General features: G+C 41.1%; 21 protein-coding genes. 8 read left to right on the top strand and 13 right to left on the bottom strand.

From position 1 onward, the window contains the following. Nucleotides 1-12: 12 nt before the first annotated feature. Nucleotides 13-480: an 8-oxo-dGTP diphosphatase gene (locus tag O3601_RS07545; RefSeq protein WP_371472187.1), complete on the top strand. Its 468-nt coding sequence runs from the start codon at nt 13-15 to the stop codon at nt 478-480. On the opposite strand, the gene O3601_RS07550 is transcribed toward O3601_RS07545, so the two are convergent. The 5 genes from O3601_RS07550 to coaB form a co-directional block, all read right to left on the bottom strand. Next, entirely contained in the window at nt 477-992 is a 516-nt protein-coding gene (locus O3601_RS07550) for a transcription repressor NadR (RefSeq protein WP_371472189.1), read from the bottom strand. The two genes, O3601_RS07545 and O3601_RS07550, sit on opposite strands and share 4 nt — an antisense overlap. A 12-nt stretch (nt 993-1,004) precedes the next feature. Next, complete coding sequence (locus O3601_RS07555) at nt 1,005-1,532, bottom strand: hypothetical protein (RefSeq protein ID WP_371472192.1); 528 nt, start codon at nt 1,530-1,532, stop codon at nt 1,005-1,007. A 175-nt stretch (nt 1,533-1,707) separates the two neighbouring features. Further along, nucleotides 1,708-2,271 (bottom strand): ECF transporter S component, encoded by a 564-nt coding sequence (locus O3601_RS07560; protein WP_000747412.1) that lies wholly within the window; start codon nt 2,269-2,271, stop codon nt 1,708-1,710. Beyond that, the gene (gene coaC / locus O3601_RS07565; protein ID WP_371472195.1) at nt 2,255-2,806 is read right to left on the bottom strand and encodes a phosphopantothenoylcysteine decarboxylase; all 552 of its coding nucleotides are present in this window, start codon (nt 2,804-2,806) and stop codon (nt 2,255-2,257) included. The genes O3601_RS07560 and coaC overlap by 17 nt, the downstream gene beginning before the upstream one ends. Before the next feature lie 11 nt (nt 2,807-2,817). After that, nucleotides 2,818-3,507 (bottom strand): phosphopantothenate--cysteine ligase, encoded by a 690-nt coding sequence (gene coaB / locus O3601_RS07570; protein ID WP_371472197.1) that lies wholly within the window; start codon nt 3,505-3,507, stop codon nt 2,818-2,820. Between the two features lie 225 nt (nt 3,508-3,732). Between coaB and O3601_RS07575 the strand changes: the two genes are divergently transcribed. From O3601_RS07575 to radC, 3 genes are all read left to right on the top strand, one after another. Further along, a complete protein-coding gene (locus tag O3601_RS07575) occupies nt 3,733-5,403 on the top strand; it encodes a formate--tetrahydrofolate ligase (protein WP_173212550.1) in 1,671 nt (556 codons plus the stop codon). Between the two features lie 161 nt (nt 5,404-5,564). Further along, nucleotides 5,565-7,856, top strand: coding sequence for a DNA helicase PcrA (gene pcrA, locus O3601_RS07580; protein ID WP_371472200.1), 2,292 nt, complete (start codon nt 5,565-5,567; stop codon nt 7,854-7,856). A gap of 42 nt (nt 7,857-7,898) precedes the next feature. Then, entirely contained in the window at nt 7,899-8,579 is a 681-nt protein-coding gene (radC, locus tag O3601_RS07585) for a DNA repair protein RadC (protein ID WP_371472201.1), read from the top strand. Here the strand turns inward: radC and O3601_RS07590 are convergent. The 7 genes from O3601_RS07590 to O3601_RS07620 form a co-directional block, all read right to left on the bottom strand. After that, nucleotides 8,576-9,265, bottom strand: a complete 690-nt coding sequence (locus O3601_RS07590; protein WP_371472203.1) for a gamma-glutamyl-gamma-aminobutyrate hydrolase family protein — start codon at nt 9,263-9,265, stop codon at nt 8,576-8,578. The two genes, radC and O3601_RS07590, sit on opposite strands and share 4 nt — an antisense overlap. A gap of 17 nt (nt 9,266-9,282) precedes the next feature. Then, nucleotides 9,283-9,924 (bottom strand): redox-sensing transcriptional repressor Rex, encoded by a 642-nt coding sequence (locus O3601_RS07595; RefSeq protein ID WP_000653417.1) that lies wholly within the window; start codon nt 9,922-9,924, stop codon nt 9,283-9,285. An 88-nt stretch (nt 9,925-10,012) separates the two neighbouring features. Continuing rightward, nucleotides 10,013-10,222 carry a DUF4649 family protein gene (locus O3601_RS07600; RefSeq protein ID WP_371472279.1) on the bottom strand — a complete coding sequence of 70 codons (210 nt, stop codon included), beginning with the start codon at nt 10,220-10,222 and terminating at the stop codon, nt 10,013-10,015. Nucleotides 10,223-10,229: 7 nt separating this feature from the next. Further along, on the bottom strand, nt 10,230-10,577 hold the full coding sequence (locus tag O3601_RS07605) for a DUF1831 domain-containing protein (protein WP_000863540.1): 348 nt from the start codon (nt 10,575-10,577) through the stop codon (nt 10,230-10,232). A gap of 4 nt (nt 10,578-10,581) precedes the next feature. After that, the gene (locus O3601_RS07610; RefSeq protein ID WP_371472206.1) at nt 10,582-11,697 is read right to left on the bottom strand and encodes a cysteine desulfurase family protein; all 1,116 of its coding nucleotides are present in this window, start codon (nt 11,695-11,697) and stop codon (nt 10,582-10,584) included. A gap of 9 nt (nt 11,698-11,706) precedes the next feature. Beyond that, nucleotides 11,707-12,666, bottom strand: coding sequence for a ribose-phosphate diphosphokinase (locus tag O3601_RS07615; RefSeq protein WP_001283822.1), 960 nt, complete (start codon nt 12,664-12,666; stop codon nt 11,707-11,709). Nucleotides 12,667-12,778: 112 nt separating this feature from the next. Further along, nucleotides 12,779-13,348 carry a CYTH domain-containing protein gene (locus O3601_RS07620; RefSeq protein ID WP_371472209.1) on the bottom strand — a complete coding sequence of 190 codons (570 nt, stop codon included), beginning with the start codon at nt 13,346-13,348 and terminating at the stop codon, nt 12,779-12,781. A 127-nt stretch (nt 13,349-13,475) separates the two neighbouring features. Between O3601_RS07620 and O3601_RS07625 the strand changes: the two genes are divergently transcribed. From O3601_RS07625 to pta, 4 genes are read left to right on the top strand one after another with little or no spacing between them, the layout of a single operon-like run. Beyond that, complete coding sequence (locus O3601_RS07625; protein WP_084890261.1) at nt 13,476-14,147, top strand: GTP pyrophosphokinase family protein; 672 nt, start codon at nt 13,476-13,478, stop codon at nt 14,145-14,147. Then, on the top strand, nt 14,131-14,949 hold the full coding sequence (locus O3601_RS07630) for an NAD kinase (RefSeq protein WP_371472212.1): 819 nt from the start codon (nt 14,131-14,133) through the stop codon (nt 14,947-14,949). Before O3601_RS07625 ends, O3601_RS07630 begins: the two co-directional genes overlap by 17 nt. After that, nucleotides 14,946-15,842: an RluA family pseudouridine synthase gene (locus O3601_RS07635; RefSeq protein WP_371472213.1), complete on the top strand. Its 897-nt coding sequence runs from the start codon at nt 14,946-14,948 to the stop codon at nt 15,840-15,842. Before O3601_RS07630 ends, O3601_RS07635 begins: the two co-directional genes overlap by 4 nt. Before the next feature lie 43 nt (nt 15,843-15,885). Further along, a complete protein-coding gene (gene pta, locus O3601_RS07640) occupies nt 15,886-16,860 on the top strand; it encodes a phosphate acetyltransferase (protein WP_153199058.1) in 975 nt (324 codons plus the stop codon). Between the two features lie 141 nt (nt 16,861-17,001). Here the strand turns inward: pta and pepT are convergent, their stop codons facing one another. After that, nucleotides 17,002-18,225, bottom strand: a complete 1,224-nt coding sequence (gene pepT / locus O3601_RS07645; protein WP_371472216.1) for a peptidase T — start codon at nt 18,223-18,225, stop codon at nt 17,002-17,004. Between the last annotated feature and the right edge of the window lie 57 nt (nt 18,226-18,282).

Consider the following 18,282-nt stretch of genomic DNA (forward strand, 5'->3'; position numbering starts at 1 on the left):
AAAGGAGAAAATATGTCCCGTTCCCAATTAACGATTTTAACAAACATTTGTCTGATTGAAGACCTCGAAACTCAGCGAGTGGTGATGCAGTATCGCGCTCCTGAAACCAATCGCTGGTCAGGTTATGCCTTTCCTGGAGGTCATGTAGAAAATGGCGAGTCTTTTGCAGAGTCAGTCATTCGTGAAATCTATGAAGAAACAGGGTTGACTATACAAAATCCTCAACTTGTCGGTATTAAAAATTGGCCGCTGGATACAGGTGGGCGCTATATTGTCGTTTGTTATAAGGCAACTGATTTCTCTGGTACCCTTCGCTCTTCAGATGAAGGAGAAGTTTCTTGGGTGCAAAAAGACCAGATTCCAAACTTGGATCTGGCCTATGATATGCTACCTTTGATGGAGATGATGGAAGCTCCGGACAAATCAGAGTTTTTCTACCGCCACCGTACAGAAGATGGCTGGGACAAGAAAATCTTCTAGTCTTTTACTAAATAACCTAGCTGCTCCAAGGCCTCCTCAATATAGTGGAGGTCTTGTTGTGTTTCAGCTTCGACTAGGTGGTAATGGATGCCATCTGTCAATTCAGACAGAGGTCTAAAGTCAGAATGCTCGACTTGTTCTAGAAAATGTTGCACATCTCGGCGACAAGACAGTTTCAGCAAGGTTTCAATTTCTCCATAAACGGGATGATCAATCAAGGTATTCTGAACACGCCCTCCATTATCAACGATAGCAAGGAGTTCCTGACCGATTTCTTCAACTTCATGTTTCACTTTGAACAGTTTGTGAACATAAGGATTGGTTTCAATTTGCTTATAGATGTAGCCACGATTAGTGGATAGGATAGGAGCGCCATCGGCTCTCAAAATTGCAATGTCCTGTACAATGACCTGACGTGTGACATGAAAATGTTCAGCCAAACTTTGACCATTGAGGGCTTTAGGAGCTTCTTTCAAGAGTTGGAGCAGAGCATGTTTGCGATCTTTTGTCATAGCTTTTCCTTTTTAACGGCGTTTTCGAAGCACTTTATAGACAGCTAGTGCTAATGTATAGTCTACCATACTATGGATAATTGTGCCAAATCCAACTAGCACAAAGAGAACATAAAACATATTTTCTACATTAGTACCAGAAGTTGCGTAAAAAACGACACAGGCTAATACTTCAGCAAGGGCATGGACAAGCGCTAACACAAAGTTGAAAATCCAGGAAGATTTTGGTTTATCTAGGGTATCGGGGAATTTTTGTAGGTAAAGAGCTCCCAAAGTCCCAAAAAAGATATGGGAAAAAGCTCGAAATACGATAACCATGGGATAGCCAGCCATCAAAAATCCAAAACTAGAGGCTAGGATGACAAAAATTGCCATCAAGGGCGACAAGAACATAGCGATAAAAATAGCGATGTGGCTTCCTAAAGTATAAGAAGCAGGTGGAATGACAATCTTGAAAGGCATCACAATCGGAATCAAAATCGCAATAGCCGTTAAGAGGGCAGTCATTGTCATAAATTGTGTCTTTTTCCGTGTGTTCATAAGAATCTCCTTTTTAACTGTATATACACTAGTATAGTACTATAAAGAAGACAATAAAGCAAGGATTTACTTGGGTTTATAGGTCGTTTGTAAGTTAAATATTGGTAAAGATTTCACTAAAAAGAAACTACTTCAAACAAAATCTCCACCTTCAAGCTTGAAAGTGGAGATGTTTTTATTTTTTCAAAGTCTGTAGTCTTGGAACAATGGCTAGGGTTAGAACTGCGGAAATGACTAATTCGGCAATGGAATTTGTTGAGATAACAGTTGCTAGGAGTTTTTGGATATTACCATCAAAAACATTTCCAAAAAGGTAGAAAATTCCACCAAGTACAAAGACTGTGTTGGTAAGTGAACCAAGGGCACCAGCTAAAATAAGACCAGTTTTATTTTTCATCAGTTTATAGACTAGATACGGAGTTAAACCAATCAAAATACGTGGGACGATGGCAATGATAGCTGAGTAGATGTTTCCGTTTGGTACAAATGGGGAGAAGAGGTAGCTTGTTGGTAAAATTGTAATAGTATTAACTGTCAAGCTAAGAAGCCCCATCAAAAATCCAAGTGTAACCCCAACTCGTGGACCGTAAATAATGCTGGCAATAATGACAGGAATATGAACGATAGTCGGTTTGATTGGAAATGGAAAAAGGTTAAAGATAAGTGAGCTCAGAAAGTGTATTACGAGCATGGTTGCAAAAAAGATAGCAATAGGTGCAATATTAGAGCGTTTTTTCATCGATAGTTTCCTTTATTCTTTCTAAAATAATTGTGAGGTCGGCTAAAGCTCCTCGTCCATGGTCGCCACAAGCTAGTAGGGATTCCTTAGGAGCAATCAGCTGATAGCCGTAGCTTTCTAATGTTTTTAGATTAGCCTGAGTTGCCGGATGGTCATACATTTTTGTATTCATTGCTGGTGCGATGAGTTTTGGGATATGACTTGGCAAGGCTAGAGCCGTACTGGTCACCATGTTGTCCGCAAAGCCATGGGCTAGTTTTGCAATAGTGTTAGCTGTTGCAGGGGCCACGATGAATAGATCAGTTTCTTTTCCAAGTTCGATATGATTAACCTGTTCAGGATAGGGTTCCTTCATGACATCCAGGTGGACGGAATTCTGTGAGAGTACCTGTAGTGTCAAAGGTTGGATAAACTCTGTAGCAGCCTGAGTCATTAAGACAGTGACTTGATGGCCTTGTTTTTTTAGAGAACTGACTAAATCTGCCGACTTGTAAGAGGCGATTGACCCCGTTACAGCCAAGAGAATATGTGCCATAGCTTTCCTTTCTATGAATGATAGGTTTGAATTTTTTCAAGGAGGAGTTCTGCAATTTCTTCTTTAGTCTGGACTATTTGAAGCTGATCTTTTTCAACAAAGATTGCACGATGCTGGTTTGCTGAAATTTGAGTCAGGTCATTTGCGATAATTAAGTCTGCTTGGTTCTTGATAAGACTTTTTCTAGCAATCTCGATGAGATAATCCTCAGAGACATCAACCAGCAGTTTGAAGCCAATCAGATGAATAGCAGGATTCCATTCCTTGACTAGGGAGATGATTTTGGGTGTCTTTTTAAGGAACAAAACCTGAACCTCATCAGTTGAAGAAATCTTGGCCTGATGATTCTGCTTGCTTAAAAATTCTTCCAAATTAGAGCTAGCCTGAACTTCCTCAAGCCCCGTCATATAAACAGGAGTGTAATCGGACACAGCCATTGAGTGAATCAAAACCTGATAGTCCTTGACACGTTCTTGCATTTCAAGAAGAAGGTCCTTGGTATTGCTAATTTCTCGAATGCTTAGGTTGGGATGGGCTTCTGGCTTCAGAGCTCGTTTTGTAGTAATTAAACAAACTTCATGCCCTGCAGCAAGCAAGGTTTCTGTGATGATTTTGCCCAAGCGACCTGTAGAATGGTTAGTGATGGAGCGGACGCTATCAATAGCTTCACTGGTACCGCCCGATGTAACTAAAATTTTCATAGCACTATTGTACACAAAAATAAACGGTAAGTAAAATGAAAGTGATAAAAATTTGGTAAAAGGAAAGAATATAGTTTCAAACTATAAAGCCATATAAAATTTAAGAAAGGACTTTAAAAATCTTAAAAACAGGGATATTTACGAACGTTTAGAGAGTTCAAGGGTGTTAAAAATCTTATTTTGTGTTATAATGAATTATCATATAAGAGGATAGAGGAGTTTTGAATGAAAACAGATATTGAAATCGCACAGAGTATTGAGTTGAAGCCAATCGTTGATGTTGTAGAGAAACTTGGTATTTCTTACGACGATTTGGAGTTGTATGGAAAGTACAAGGCTAAGCTCAGCTTTGATAAAATTCGTGCAGTTGAGAGCAATCCAGTTGGAAAATTGATTTTGGTGACTGCCATCAACCCAACACCTGCAGGTGAAGGAAAATCAACCATTACCATTGGTCTTGCGGATGCCTTGAACAAGATTGGTAAGAAAACCATGATTGCTATCCGCGAACCATCTCTTGGTCCAGTAATGGGGATTAAGGGTGGTGCAGCTGGTGGTGGTTATGCCCAAGTTCTGCCAATGGAAGATATCAACCTCCACTTCACTGGAGACATGCATGCCATTACAACAGCCAACAATGCTCTTTCTGCCTTGATTGACAACCACTTGCACCAAGGGAATGAGTTGGGAATTGACCAACGTCGTATCCTCTGGAAACGTGTAGTGGACTTGAATGATCGCGCCCTTCGTCACGTAACCGTTGGACTTGGTGGCCCTCTAAATGGTATTCCACGTGAGGACGGTTTTGATATTACAGTTGCTTCCGAAATTATGGCCATTCTTTGTTTGGCAACGGACATTGAGGACTTGAAACGCCGTTTGGCTAATATCGTTATCGGTTATCGCTATGACCGTACGCCTGTTTCTGTAGGTGATTTGCAGGTTGAAGGTGCCTTGGCTTTGATTTTGAAGGATGCGATTAAGCCGAACCTGGTTCAAACAATTTACGGAACACCTGCCTTTGTACATGGTGGTCCATTTGCCAATATCGCTCATGGATGTAATTCAGTCTTGGCAACAAGTACAGCCCTTCACTTGGCTGATTACACAGTTACTGAAGCTGGTTTTGGTGCAGACCTTGGTGCCGAGAAATTCCTTGATATCAAGACACCAAACTTGCCAACTTCTCCAGATGCAGTAGTTATCGTCGCAACCCTCCGTGCTCTTAAGATGAATGGTGGTGTGGCTAAAGGTGCTCTGACAGAGGAAAATGTGGAGGCGGTTCGTGCAGGTTTTGCTAACTTGAAACGCCATGTAGAAAATATTCGTAAGTTCGGTATTCCAGCAGTTGTTGCGATTAACGAATTTGTATCTGATACAGAAGCTGAAATTGCAGCCTTGAAAGAACTTTGTGCCTCAATCGATGTACCAGTTGAATTGGCAAGTGTCTGGGCTGATGGTGCAGAAGGTGGAGTAGCGCTTGCCGAAACGGTTGTCAAGACTATCGCTGAAAATCCATCTAACTATAAACGTTTGTATGACAACGGCCTTTCTGTCCAAGAAAAGATTGAAAAGATTGTTACTGAGATCTACCGTGGTAGCAAAGTAAACTTTGAAAAGAAAGCTCAAACACAAATCGCTCAAATCGTTCAAAACGGTTGGGACAAATTGCCAATCTGTATGGCTAAGACCCAGTATAGCTTCTCAGACAATCCAAATGCACTTGGAGCACCTGAAAACTTTGAAATTACTATTCGTGAGTTGGTACCAAAATTAGGTGCAGGCTTTATCGTTGCTCTAACTGGCGATGTCATGACCATGCCAGGACTTCCAAAACGACCAGCAGCCCTCAACATGGATGTTGAAAGCGATGGAACAGTATTAGGCTTGTTCTAGTATATTGCAATTGACTTTAAATGAGTTTGGAAATACTATCCAAGCTCATTTTTTATCTAGATATAAGGAGTTACCTTCTACACGTAACCAGTCTAGGTAAAGATATTTTCCCTGAATTCTGATATAATAGAAATATTGACTTCAAGAGTAAGGAAGAGAAGATGAACGCATTATTAAATGGAATGAATGACCGTCAGGCTGAGGCGGTGCAAACGACAGAAGGTCCCTTGTTAATCATGGCAGGGGCTGGTTCTGGAAAGACTCGTGTTTTAACCCACCGTATTGCTTATCTGATTGATGAAAAGCTGGTCAATCCTTGGAATATCTTGGCCATTACCTTTACTAATAAGGCTGCGCGTGAGATGAAGGAACGTGCTTATGGCCTCAATCCAGCCACTCAGGACTGTTTGATTGCGACCTTTCACTCCATGTGTGTTCGTATCTTGCGTCGCGATGCGGACCATATTGGCTACAACCGTAATTTTACAATTGTCGATCCTGGTGAACAGCGAACTCTTATGAAACGCATTCTTAAGCAGTTGAACCTGGATCCGAAAAAATGGAATGAACGGAGCATCTTAGGAACAATTTCCAATGCTAAGAATGATCTGATTGATGATGTTGCCTATGCTGCCCAAGCTGGCGATATGTACACGCAAATCGTAGCCCAGTGTTACACAGCTTATCAAAAAGAACTTCGTCAGTCTGAATCCGTTGATTTTGATGATTTGATTATGCTGACCTTGCGTCTCTTTGATCAGAATCCTGATGTCCTGACCTACTATCAACAGAAGTTTCAATACATCCATGTTGATGAGTACCAAGATACCAACCACGCTCAGTACCAATTGGTCAAACTTTTGGCTTCCCGTTTTAAAAATATCTGTGTTGTTGGAGATGCGGACCAGTCTATTTACGGTTGGCGTGGTGCTGATATGCAGAATATCTTGGATTTCGAAAAGGATTATCCCCAAGCCAAGGTTGTTTTGTTGGAGGAGAATTACCGTTCCACTAAAACCATTCTTCAAGCGGCCAACGAGGTCATTAAAAATAACAAAAACCGCCGTCCTAAGAATCTCTGGACTCAAAACGCTGATGGGGAACAAATCGTTTACTATCGTGCCAATGATGAGCTAGATGAGGCTGTATTTGTAGCCAGAACTATCGATGAACTTGGTCGGAGTCAAAACTTCCTTCACAAGGATTTTGCAGTTCTTTATCGTACTAATGCGCAGTCCCGTACTATTGAGGAAGCCTTGCTCAAGTCAAATATTCCTTATACCATGGTTGGAGGAACCAAATTCTACAGCCGTAAGGAAATCCGTGATATCATCGCTTACCTCAATCTTATTGCTAATTTGAGTGACAATATCAGTTTTGAGCGCATTATCAACGAACCGAAGCGTGGAATTGGGCCAGGTACTGTTGAGAAAATTCGTGACTTTGCGAATATGCAAAACATGTCTATGCTAGATGCTTCAGCAAATATTATGTTGTCTGGAATCAAAGGGAAGGCAGCTCAATCTATCTGGGATTTTGCCAATATGGTTCTGGATTTGCGGGAGCAACTGGATCAATTAAGTATTACTGAGTTGGTTGAGGCTGTTCTAGAAAAAACAGGTTACGTCGATATTCTAAATGCCCAAGCGACCTTAGAAAGCAAGGCTCGGGTTGAAAACATCGAGGAGTTCCTTTCTGTTACGAAAAACTTTGATGACACCTCTGATGGGACAGAAGATGAAACTGGTTTGGACAAACTGAGTCGTTTCTTAAATGACTTGGCCTTGATTGCAGACACAGATTCAGGTAGTCAGGAGACATCAGAAGTTACTCTAATGACCCTGCATGCTGCCAAAGGTCTCGAGTTTCCAGTTGTCTTTTTGATTGGGATGGAAGAAAATGTCTTTCCACTTAGCCGTGCGGCTGAAGATCAAGATGAATTAGAAGAAGAACGCCGTTTGGCCTATGTAGGAATTACGCGTGCAGAGAAAATTCTCTATCTGACCAATGCCAACTCACGCCTGCTTTTTGGTCGTACCAACTACAACCGTCCGACTCGTTTTATTAATGAAATTAGTTCAGACTTACTTGAGTATCAAGGCCTAGCCCGTCCAGCAAATACAAGCTTTAAGGCATCTTATAGCAGTGGTGGGGTTGCCTTCGGTCAAGGTATGAGTTTGGCCCAGGCTCTTCAAGACCGTAAACGCAGTGCTGCTCCAAAATCTATCCAGTCAAGCGGTCTCCCATTTGGTCAATTTACAGCTGGCACAAAATCAGCTTCTAGCGAGACAAATTGGTCCATTGGTGACATTGCTCTCCACAAGAAATGGGGAGAGGGAACCGTTCTGGAAGTTTCAGGTAGCGGTGCAACGCAGGAATTAAAAATCAATTTCCCAGAAGTAGGTTTGAAAAAACTTTTAGCTAGTGTAGCCCCAATTGAGAAAAAAATCTAATTTTCCATCCTTCTCACGAATAATAAAGTGAGGAGGATTTTTATGTACAGTATTTTATTTCCAGAAGATTCACTATTACCAAGAGAAAGACTGGCCAAGGAAGGAGTAGAAGCGCTCAGTAATCAAGAATTGCTAGCTATTTTACTCAGGACAGGAACACGTCAAGCTAGCGTTTTTGAAATTGCCCAGAAAGTCTTGAACAATCTTTCAAGCCTAACAGATTTGAAAAAAATGACCCTGCAGGAATTGCAGAGTCTGTCTGGTATCGGGCGAGTTAAGGCCATAGAATTACAAGCTATGATTGAACTGGGCCATCGTATTCACAAGCACGAAACCCTTGAGATGGAAAGTATTCTCAGCAGCCAAAAGTTGGCCAAGAAGATGCAACAGGAATTGGGGGACAAAAAACAAGAGCACCTGGTGGCGCTCTATCTCAATACTCAAAATCAAATCATTCATCAACAGACCATTTTTATCGGTTCTGCCACTCGTAGTATTGCTGAGCCGCGAGAGATTCTTCACTATGCTATCAAGCATATGGCGACTTCACTCATCTTGGTCCACAATCACCCTTCAGGAGCGGTAGCGCCTAGCCGAAATGATGATCATGTCACTAAACTTGTAAAAGAAGCCTGTGACCTGATGGGAATTGTCCTCTTGGACCATTTGATTGTCTCTCACTCCAGTTACTTTAGTTACCGTGAAAAAACAGATTTAATCTAAAGTTCATTAACGACATAGTCAAAGAGTTTTTTATCTTTGGGGCGATTTTCAAATAGAAATTCTGGATGCCATTGGACACCGAGAAAGGCGACATCATCCGTACTCATAACAGCTTCTATAATACCATCCTTAGGATCATGAGCCGCAATCTTTAAATTTGGTGCTAAATCCTTGATGCTCTGGTGGTGGAAGGAGTTGATATGGGAGATTTCTCCATAGATTTCTCGGAGAACGGTATTTGGTTCTGTCACTAAGCGTTGGGTTGTGTACTCGGCGGAACAATCCTGCCAGTGGTCTTCTATATCTTGGTATAAAGTTCCACCCATGGCAACGTTAAAGAGTTGAGTTCCACGGCAGACAGAAAAAATTGGCTTTTTCTGTTTAATAGCTTCCTTGATGAGGGCTAGTTCGAAGATATCTCTTTGAAGGTGGTAGTCATCGCTATCAATGGTTTTTGGTTCACCATAGAATTTTGGATCAACATTTTGCCCACCTGTCAAGATGAGCTTGTCAATCATACTGATATAGTAGCAGGCCATTTCTTGATTACCAATCGGTAGGATGATGGGAATCCCTCCAGCGTCTTTAACGCCTTCAACAAAGCCTTTTGCTGCGTAGCTCATCATGATGTCATCATCTGGATGAGTTTTTTCGTTTCCTGTAATCCCTATAACTGGTTTTTTCATAAAATGATTTTCGCTTTCTAATCCTCTTTTCGCATGAAATAGAGGAGGGTTTGGAGTTCACTTGTCAAATCGACATACTGAACGACCACGTCCTTTGGTAAATGCAGATGGACTGGTGAAAAACTAAGAATTCCTTTCACGCCAGCATCCACCAAGAGATTAGCAACCTCTTGTGACTTAACGCTGGGAACGGTCAGGATAGCAGTCTTCACATCGGCATCCTTGATTTTATCCTTGATTTGAGAAATCCCGTAAATGGGAATCCCATCAGGAGTTTGGGTGCCGACTTCAGGATGGTCATCTAGGTCAAAGGCCATGATAATCTTCATCTTGTTACGTTCGTGGAAGCGGTAGTGGAGAAGGGCATGCCCCATATTTCCAATACCAACCAGCATGACATTGGTAATAGAGTTATCATTAAGCAAATCGGCAAAAAACGTCATCAGTTTTTTGACATCATAGCCAAAACCACGACGACCTAGTTCACCAAAATAGGAAAAATCACGACGAACTGTCGCTGAATCAATACCGATGGCCTCTGCAATTTGTTTAGAGTTGGCACGTTCAATCTTTTCTGCATGAAATCTCTTAAAAATTCGATAGTAGAGAGAGAGTCTTTTTGCTGTAGCTTTTGGAATAGCAGACTGTTTATCTTTCACAAAATCACAACCTTTCTATTCTTCTATTTTATAGAAACATTGTGAAAAAATCAACAAAAACAAGAAAAAACCAAGAAAAATCTTAGTTTTAATGTAAAAATTCTGCTTGTGATAGAAAACGGTAGAGGTCTCCGACCAGACCTTGATAAACTTCCTGCCCCTCAAAAGTCAAAGAAGTCACATAAAGTGTATCTGGTAGGGTCACACATCCTGACAAAGCCAGCATGAGAGCTTCATAATCTTCATACTTGAGTGTACGCTCTATCTGGTAGCTATCCTTATAGGTCAGTTCAAACATCTTAGCTCTATCTTTCTGATTTTGTAAAGACACCACGCTCTACCAAGCTATCCATGAGGAAATAGAATTTTTCCTGATGAATGTGGTGGTCTTCTGATTTGAAAATATCAACCAGACGAAGACCAAACTTGTCAGTGATATTGATTTTAGCACCTGTAAGTTCCTTGTTAATGATGATTTTGAGTTGGAATCCCTCACCGCTGTTCGGAACTTTTTCCAAAAGGCGAGTCAATTCATAGTTACCAACCTTAGTCTCAAAAAAGGTGTTGTCCTTAAGGGTGAATTTTTTAACAGAAGGGCTAAGTGTGTAGTCGTAACGACAATTTTTTAACTGAATGGTTTTTTCAAATGCCATATGGCTAACCTCCGATAATTTCTTTTAAGGTTTTTGCGAGGGTTTGTAGGTCTTCGACAGTATTTTGTGGCGACAAACTGATACGAACGGATTCCTTCAAGCGTTCTGAATTTGCCCCGTACATGGCTTCGAGAACATGGCTGGATTGGACAATACCTGCCGTACAGGCTGAGCCAGTAGAGATAGAAATTCCAGCTAAATCTAGACGAAGGAGTAAGAGATCATTTTTCTGGCCAGGAAATCCAATATTGAGGACATAAGGGAGATGATGGTCTCCTCTATTCAAGTAATATTGAACTCCCTCTAGCTCTGCAAGAAAGGAAGTTTCTAAATTTTGTACATGTTGAAAATTGTCTTCTTGCTTTTCTAGGTCTTCTTTTAGGGCTGCAACCATGCCTACGATGGCAGGCAGATTTTCAGTTCCTGCACGTTTTTTCTGTTCTTGGTCTCCACCATGTAGATAGGAATCAAAGTCCATGCTAGAAGCGTAGAGAAAACCGATTCCCTTAGGACCATGGAACTTGTGGGCCGAAGCAGTGAGAAAATCAATGCCCAATTTTTCTGGGTGAATAGGGATTTTACCAATAGCCTGAACTGCGTCGACATGATAGGCGGCAGGGTGTTGCTTGAGTATTTGGCTAATTTCAGCAATGGGCAATAGGTTTCCTGTCTCATTATTAGCAAACATGGTAGAAACCAAAATCGTATCGTCACGCAAAGCCTTTTGAATTTGCTGGGCTGTGATTTCTTGATTTTCTGGTTGGATAATGGTTACTTCAAAACCAAAGTGTTGAACTAAGTAATCAATGGTTTCAAGGACGGCATGGTGCTCAATAGCAGTGGTGATGATATGTTTTCCTTGCTCTTGGTGACGAAGGCAGTAACCAATGATGGCAGTATTGTTGCCTTCAGTCCCACCAGAAGTGAAAAAGATATGTTGAGGTTTTGTCCCCAGTAACGAAGCTAGTTCCTGACGGGCTTCTCGCAAGAGTTTACCAGCTTGACGACCATGACCATGAATACTAGATGGATTGCCATGAGTTTCTTGCATAACCTTGGTCATAGCTGAAATAGCAACTGCTGACATAGGAGTCGTTGCAGCATTGTCCAAATAAATCAAAGAATCACCTTATTTCTTTTTGTTGTAGGCAAAGAGTGGGCTGACTGGTTTTCTTTCGTGGATACGGACGATAGCATCACCAATTAACTCACTAGCAGTGATGTAGCATACGTTTTTAGGAGTTTTTTCTTTTGTTGCTACTGAATCAGTCACAAGAATTTCTTTAATCTTAGTATTGTCAAGAAGTTCAGCAGCTCCTTCGACGAAGAGGCCGTGGCTAGAAACAGCATAAATTTCTGTAGCCCCTTCACGTTCAACGATTTTAGCAGCTTCAGAGAAGGTACGTCCTGTATTAAGAATATCATCAATCAAGATGGCTTTTTTACCTTCAACATCACCGATGATATAACCTTCGTTGCGAGTTGCATCGTCTTGAGGGTAGTCGATAATGGCGATAGGAGCATCAAGATATTCAGCCAAGCTACGAGCACGTTTGACACCTGAATTTTTAGGGCTAACCACGACAACATCTGAACCAAGTAGGCCCTTATCGCAGTAATGTTTTGCAAATAGGGGAACTGTGTAGAGGTTGTCAACAGGAATATCAAAGAAGCCTTGCACCTGAACAGCATGCAAATCAAGCGTAAGAACACGGTCAACTCCAGCCTTAACCAGCATATTAGCAACTAGTTTAGCTGTAAGTGGCTCACGTGGTGAAGCAATACGGTCTTGACGTGCATAGCCAAAATATGGAAGGACAACGTTGATACTGTGGGCACTTGCGCGCACACAAGCGTCAACCATGATCAACAATTCCATTAGGTGGTTGTTAACAGGGAAACTTGTTGATTGGATGATGTAAACATCATAACCACGGACACTTTCTTCGATATTCACTTGGATTTCTCCGTCTGAAAATTGGCGTGATGATAGTTTTCCAAGTGGGACACCAACAGCTTGTGCAATTTTCTGTGCAATCTCTTGGTTAGAGTTGAGTGCGAAAAGTTTCATGTTTTTTCTATCTGACATTATAGACCGTCCTCTGTAAACTTTTTAAATCCTAGTTATATTTATCTTACATATATGAACTGGGACTTGTGTATTTTTATCTTTTCTATTTTACCAAAAAATGGAGATTATTTCAGCTATTTTTCATGCTTTTGACAAATCGGACCAATTTTGAGGGAGCTTTTTGGTAGGAAATCTGATTTTCCTCTAAAAATTGTTGGAAATCCTGTTTGCCTTGCTCATGATTTTCCACTTCAAGCTCTAATTCGTAATCTGTAATATCAAAGTACTGACTTTCATCCAGCGCCATGAGACCAATAGCTGTTTGCATTTCATAGCGAAGTGTCGTTAGACAACCAAGAATCTGCCATTCACTAATTTTAATACCATGTTTTGCCAATTCATCCAGTACTAGCCCTTGAGGAAGTTCTTTCTTGCTCAAATAGTTTTCAGCATCTTTTAGTTGCAATTTTTGATTGTATTCCATGTTTCCAACACTTTGTGGGACTTTGAGTGTCAATTCTGCCCAGTCTTCAAAAGTGCGAATGCGCATAGCAACTTTCTTTTCTCGAAGTTCAAAATCAAGCGTGTCCATGTAGTAATTTTTTTGAAGAACAGGAGTGACACCTGCGAACTGGTCTTTTAGATGATCATATTCATCTTTTTTCAAGAGTGTTTTCAATTCAATTTCTAAATGTTTCAATTTTCTTACCTTTTCTTTATCGTTGAAAGCGGATTTATGGTATAATAGCTTTGTATTTATTGTATATAAATCTGGAGAAAAAATCAAAGATATTTTTGAAGGATAATATGAGAACAAGGGAGAATATATGACCTTAGAATGGGAAGAATTTCTAGATCCTTACATTCAAGCTGTTGGTGAGTTAAAGATTAAACTACGTGGTATTCGGAAGCAATATCGTAAGCAAAATAAGCATTCTCCGATTGAGTTTGTGACTGGTAGAGTCAAGCCGATTGAAAGTATCAAGGAAAAAATGGCTCGTCGTGGCATTACTTATGCAACCTTAGAGCACGATTTGCAGGATATTGCTGGTTTGCGTGTGATGGTTCAGTTTGTAGATGACGTCAAGGAAGTAGTGGAAATTTTGCACAAGCGTCAGGACATGCGAATCATACAGGAGCGAGATTACATTACTCATCGAAAAGCATCAGGCTACCGTTCCTATCACGTGGTAGTAGAATATACGGTTGATACTATCAATGGTGCCAAGACCATTTTGGCGGAAATTCAAATTCGTACCTTGGCCATGAATTTCTGGGCAACGATAGAACATTCTCTCAACTACAAGTACCAAGGGGATTTCCCAGAGGAGATAAAGAAGCGACTGGAAATCACGGCCAAAATTGCCCATCAGTTGGATGAAGAAATGGGTAAAATTCGAGATGATATCCAGGAAGCCCAGGCTCTTTTTGATCCTTTGAGTAGAAAATTAAATGACGGTGTAGGAAACAGTGACGATACAGATGAAGAATACAGGTAAACGAATTGACCTGATAGCTAATAGAAAACCACAGAGTCAAAGGGTTTTGTATGAATTGCGAGATCGTTTGAAGAGAAATCAGTTTATACTCAATGATACCAATCCGGACATTGTCATTTCCATCGGTGGGGATGGCATGCTCTTATCAGCCTTTCATAAGTACGAAAATCAACTTGATAAGGTACGCTTTATCGGTGTTCATACTGGACATTTGGGCTTCTATACGGACTACCGTAATTTTGAGTTGGACAAGCTAGTGACTAATTTGCAGCTAGATACTGGAGCAAGAGTTTCTTATCCGGTTTTGAATGTAAAGGTTTTTCTTGGAAATGGAGAGGTCAAGATTTTTAGAGCACTCAACGAAGCTAGTATCCGCAGATCTGATCGAACCATGGTGGCGGATATCGTAATCAATGGTGTCCCCTTTGAACGTTTTCGTGGAGATGGGCTAACAGTTTCGACGCCGACTGGTAGTACAGCCTATAACAAGTCGCTTGGTGGAGCTGTTTTGCACCCTACCATTGAAGCTTTGCAATTAACGGAAATTGCTAGCCTTAATAATCGTGTTTATCGAACGCTGGGTTCATCTATTATTGTTCCTAAGAAGGATAAGATTGAACTTATCCCAACGAGAAACGATTACCATACTATTTCTGTTGACAATAGCGTTTATTCCTTCCGTAATATTGAACGAATCGAATATCAAATCGACCATCATAAGATTCACTTTGTCGCGTCGCCGAGTCACACCAGTTTTTGGAATCGTGTTAAAGATGCTTTCATCGGCGAGGTAGACGAATGAGGTTTGAATTTATCGCAGATGAGCATGTCAAGATTAAGACCTTTTTAAAAAAGCACGAGGTTTCGAAGGGGCTTCTAGCTAAGATTAAGTTTCGAGGCGGAGCTATTCTGGTCAATGACCAACCGCAAAATGCAACTTATCTATTGGATCTTGGAGATCGCGTTACCATCGATATTCCTGCTGAGGAAGGCTTTGAAACTCTAGAAGCTATCGAGCGCCCACTGGATATTCTCTATGAGGATGACCATTTTCTAGTCTTAAATAAACCCTATGGAGTGGCTTCTATTCCTAGTGTTAATCACTCTAATACCATTGCCAATTTCATCAAGGGTTACTACGTCAAGCAAGACTATGAAAATCAGCAGGTTCACATTGTAACCAGACTTGATAGGGACACTTCTGGCTTGATGCTCTTTGCCAAGCACGGCTATGCCCATGCACGATTAGACAAGCAGTTGCAGAAGAAATCTATCGAGAAACGCTACTTTGCTTTGGTTAAAGGTGATGGATACTTGGAACCAGAGGGGGAAATTATTGCTCCGATTGCGCGTGATGAAGACTCTATTATCACCAGACGGGTGGCTAAAGGTGGAAAGTATGCCCATACATCCTACAAGATTGTAGCTTCTTATGGAAATATTCACCTGGTAGATATTCGTTTGCACACTGGACGAACCCACCAAATTCGAGTCCATTTTTCTCATATTGGTTTTCCTTTGTTGGGAGATGATTTGTATGGTGGTAGCTTGGATGACGGCATCCAACGTCAGGCCCTGCATTGCCATTACCTATCCTTTTATCATCCATTTTTAGAGCAAGACTTGCAGTTAGAGAGTCCCTTGCCGGATGATTTTAGCAACCTTATTACCCAGTTATCAACTAATACTCTATAAAAACTGATTCAGAGTATAATTATTATCTAAAAGGAGAAAACTCATGGAAGTTTTTGAAAGTCTCAAAGCCAACTTGGTTGGTAAAAATGCTCGTATCGTTCTCCCTGAAGGGGAAGAGCCACGTATTCTTCAAGCGACTAAACGCTTGGTAAAAGAAACAGAAGTGATTCCTGTTTTGCTTGGAAATCCTGAAAAAATTAAAATTTATCTTGAAATTGAAGGGATCATGGATGGTTATGAAGTCATCGACCCTCAACACTACGATAAATTTGAAGAAATGGTTGCTGCTTTGGTGGAGCGTCGCAAGGGCAAAATGTCTGAAGAAGATGCACGCAAGGTTTTGGTTGAAGATGTCAACTATTTTGGTGTTATGTTAGTTTACTTGGGCTTGGTTGATGGAATGGTATCAGGTGCGATTCACTCAACAGCTTCAACAGTACGTCCAGCTCTTCAAATCATCAAAACTCGTCCAAATGTGACTCGTACTTCAGGTGCCTTCCTCATGGTTCGTGGTACGGAACGTTACCTATTTGGAGACTGTGCTATCAATATCAATCCTGATGCAGAAGCTTTGGCTGAAATTGCCATCAACTCAGCAATCACAGCTAAGATGTTTGGCATCGAGCCTAAAATTGCCATGCTGAGCTATTCTACTAAAGGTTCAGGATTTGGTGAAAGCGTCGATAAGGTTGTAGAAGCCACTAAAATTGCTCACGACTTGCGTCCTGACCTTGAAATCGATGGTGAGTTGCAATTTGATGCAGCCTTTGTTCCTGAAACTGCAGCTCTGAAAGCTCCTGGAAGTACGGTAGCTGGTCAAGCAAATGTCTTCATCTTCCCAGGTATCGAGGCAGGAAATATCGGATACAAGATGGCTGAACGTCTTGGTGGCTTTGCGGCTGTAGGACCTGTTTTGCAAGGTTTGAACAAGCCAGTTAACGACCTTTCTCGTGGATGTAATGCGGATGATGTGTACAAGTTGACCCTTATCACAGCGGCCCAAGCAGTTCATCAATAAAGAGAAGTGCTACCAAATAATCCGTATTTATAATCAAAAAACGCACAGTATCAGGAGCCGAAAAACCTTGATACTATGCGTTTTATTGTGTGAAGATTTACTTCATTTTTTCTTAAAATTGAGTTTTTGCCCAGCCTATTTTTAGTCTTTATAAGCTACGATACCAATGATGGTATCAACTGCACGTTCCATGGTCTGAAGGCTGACGTATTCAAAACGTCCATGCATATTTTCTCCTCCCGCAAAGATATTAGGAGTTGGGATTCCCATAAAGGAAATCTTAGAGCCGTCTGTCCCTCCACGGATTGGTTCGATTATAGGAGTGATCCCCAAATCTTCCATAACGGCTTTAGCAATGGTAATTGGAGTCATATCTTTTTCAATGACTTCTTTCATATTGTAGTACTGGTCTGTCAAGTTGAGAGTGACACGGTCGCTACCAAGTTCTTGATTCATCTTATCAGTGATAGACTGCATAGCTGCTTTACGCGCTTCAAAGGCATCTTTTTCAAAATCACGAATGATGTAGCTTGCATGCGCCTCCTCGACACTACCTGTCACATCCATAAGATGATAGAAACCTTGGTAACCATCCGTTAACTCAGGTCGGTCATTTTCTGGAAGTTGATTATGAAAATCAATTGCTAGCTGAAGGGCGTTGACCATTTGCCCTTTGGCAGTACCAGGGTGGACATTACGACCTTGGAAATGCAATTCAGCACCAGCTGCTGAGAAGGTCTCGTACTGAAGTTCTCCTAGTGGACCACCATCAACAGTGTAGGCAAAATCAACATCAAAATCTTCTGCATCAAATTTATTGGCACCAACACCGATTTCCTCATCTGGACCAAAACCAACACGAATCTCACAGTGTTTGATTTCAGGATGAGCCGTCAGATATTCAATGGCTGTCATAATCTCAGCAATACCAGACTTGTCATCAGCACCTAGTAAGGTTGTTCCATCAGTTGTGATGAGGGTTTGTCCTGGATATTTCTCAAGACTCTTGAAGTCAGCTGGATCCAATTTGAAACCAGAATTCCCTAGTTGGATCACACCTCCATCGTAGTTTTCAATTACCTGAGGATTGACCCCTTCGGCATTAAAGTCAGCAGTATCCATATGGGAGATGAAGCCAATTTTTCGTGTTAAAGATGGATCATTTGCTGGCAAGGTACCAATCGCAAAACCATTTGGTAGATAGTAGACATTTTGTAGTCCAACACGTTTCATTTCAGGAATAAGAACATTGGTTGCGAAGTCAACCTGACTCTGTGTACTTGGAGTAGTAGTAGAGTGTTCATCAGAGCGTGTGTTGACCTTAACGTAGGTTAAGAAGCGGTCCAAGAGATTTGGATAAGTCATAAAAAACTCCTTTTGAATTCATTTTTTCCATTGTATCATAGAAAGAAGAGAAAAACA

The sequence above is a fragment of the Streptococcus sp. 20925_1_69 genome, assembly GCF_041432365.1.
Classification (GTDB): domain Bacteria; phylum Bacillota; class Bacilli; order Lactobacillales; family Streptococcaceae; genus Streptococcus.

Bases quoted from the DNA above. Each gene is read 5' to 3' on its own strand.
- O3601_RS07605 (WP_000863540.1), bottom strand. From the start codon at position 10,577: ATGGCATTTGAAAAAACCATTCAGTTAAAAAATTGTCGTTACGACTAC.
- O3601_RS07575 (WP_173212550.1), top strand. From the start codon at position 3,733: ATGAAAACAGATATTGAAATCGCACAGAGTATTGAGTTGAAGCCAATC.
- O3601_RS07550 (WP_371472189.1), bottom strand. From the start codon at position 992: ATGACAAAAGATCGCAAACATGCTCTGCTCCAACTCTTGAAAGAAGCT.
- O3601_RS07555 (WP_371472192.1), bottom strand. From the start codon at position 1,532: ATGAACACACGGAAAAAGACACAATTTATGACAATGACTGCCCTCTTA.
- O3601_RS07615 (WP_001283822.1), bottom strand. From the start codon at position 12,666: ATGTCAGATAGAAAAAACATGAAACTTTTCGCACTCAACTCTAACCAA.
- O3601_RS07630 (WP_371472212.1), top strand. From the start codon at position 14,131: ATGAAGAATACAGGTAAACGAATTGACCTGATAGCTAATAGAAAACCA.
- pepT (WP_371472216.1), bottom strand. From the start codon at position 18,225: ATGACTTATCCAAATCTCTTGGACCGCTTCTTAACCTACGTTAAGGTC.
- radC (WP_371472201.1), top strand. From the start codon at position 7,899: ATGTACAGTATTTTATTTCCAGAAGATTCACTATTACCAAGAGAAAGA.
- pcrA (WP_371472200.1), top strand. From the start codon at position 5,565: ATGAACGCATTATTAAATGGAATGAATGACCGTCAGGCTGAGGCGGTG.
- O3601_RS07635 (WP_371472213.1), top strand. From the start codon at position 14,946: ATGAGGTTTGAATTTATCGCAGATGAGCATGTCAAGATTAAGACCTTT.
- O3601_RS07545 (WP_371472187.1), top strand. From the start codon at position 13: ATGTCCCGTTCCCAATTAACGATTTTAACAAACATTTGTCTGATTGAA.
- O3601_RS07560 (WP_000747412.1), bottom strand. From the start codon at position 2,271: ATGAAAAAACGCTCTAATATTGCACCTATTGCTATCTTTTTTGCAACC.
- O3601_RS07590 (WP_371472203.1), bottom strand. From the start codon at position 9,265: ATGAAAAAACCAGTTATAGGGATTACAGGAAACGAAAAAACTCATCCA.
- O3601_RS07600 (WP_371472279.1), bottom strand. From the start codon at position 10,222: ATGTTTGAACTGACCTATAAGGATAGCTACCAGATAGAGCGTACACTC.
- O3601_RS07625 (WP_084890261.1), top strand. From the start codon at position 13,476: ATGACCTTAGAATGGGAAGAATTTCTAGATCCTTACATTCAAGCTGTT.
- pta (WP_153199058.1), top strand. From the start codon at position 15,886: ATGGAAGTTTTTGAAAGTCTCAAAGCCAACTTGGTTGGTAAAAATGCT.
- coaC (WP_371472195.1), bottom strand. From the start codon at position 2,806: ATGGCACATATTCTCTTGGCTGTAACGGGGTCAATCGCCTCTTACAAG.
- coaB (WP_371472197.1), bottom strand. From the start codon at position 3,507: ATGAAAATTTTAGTTACATCGGGCGGTACCAGTGAAGCTATTGATAGC.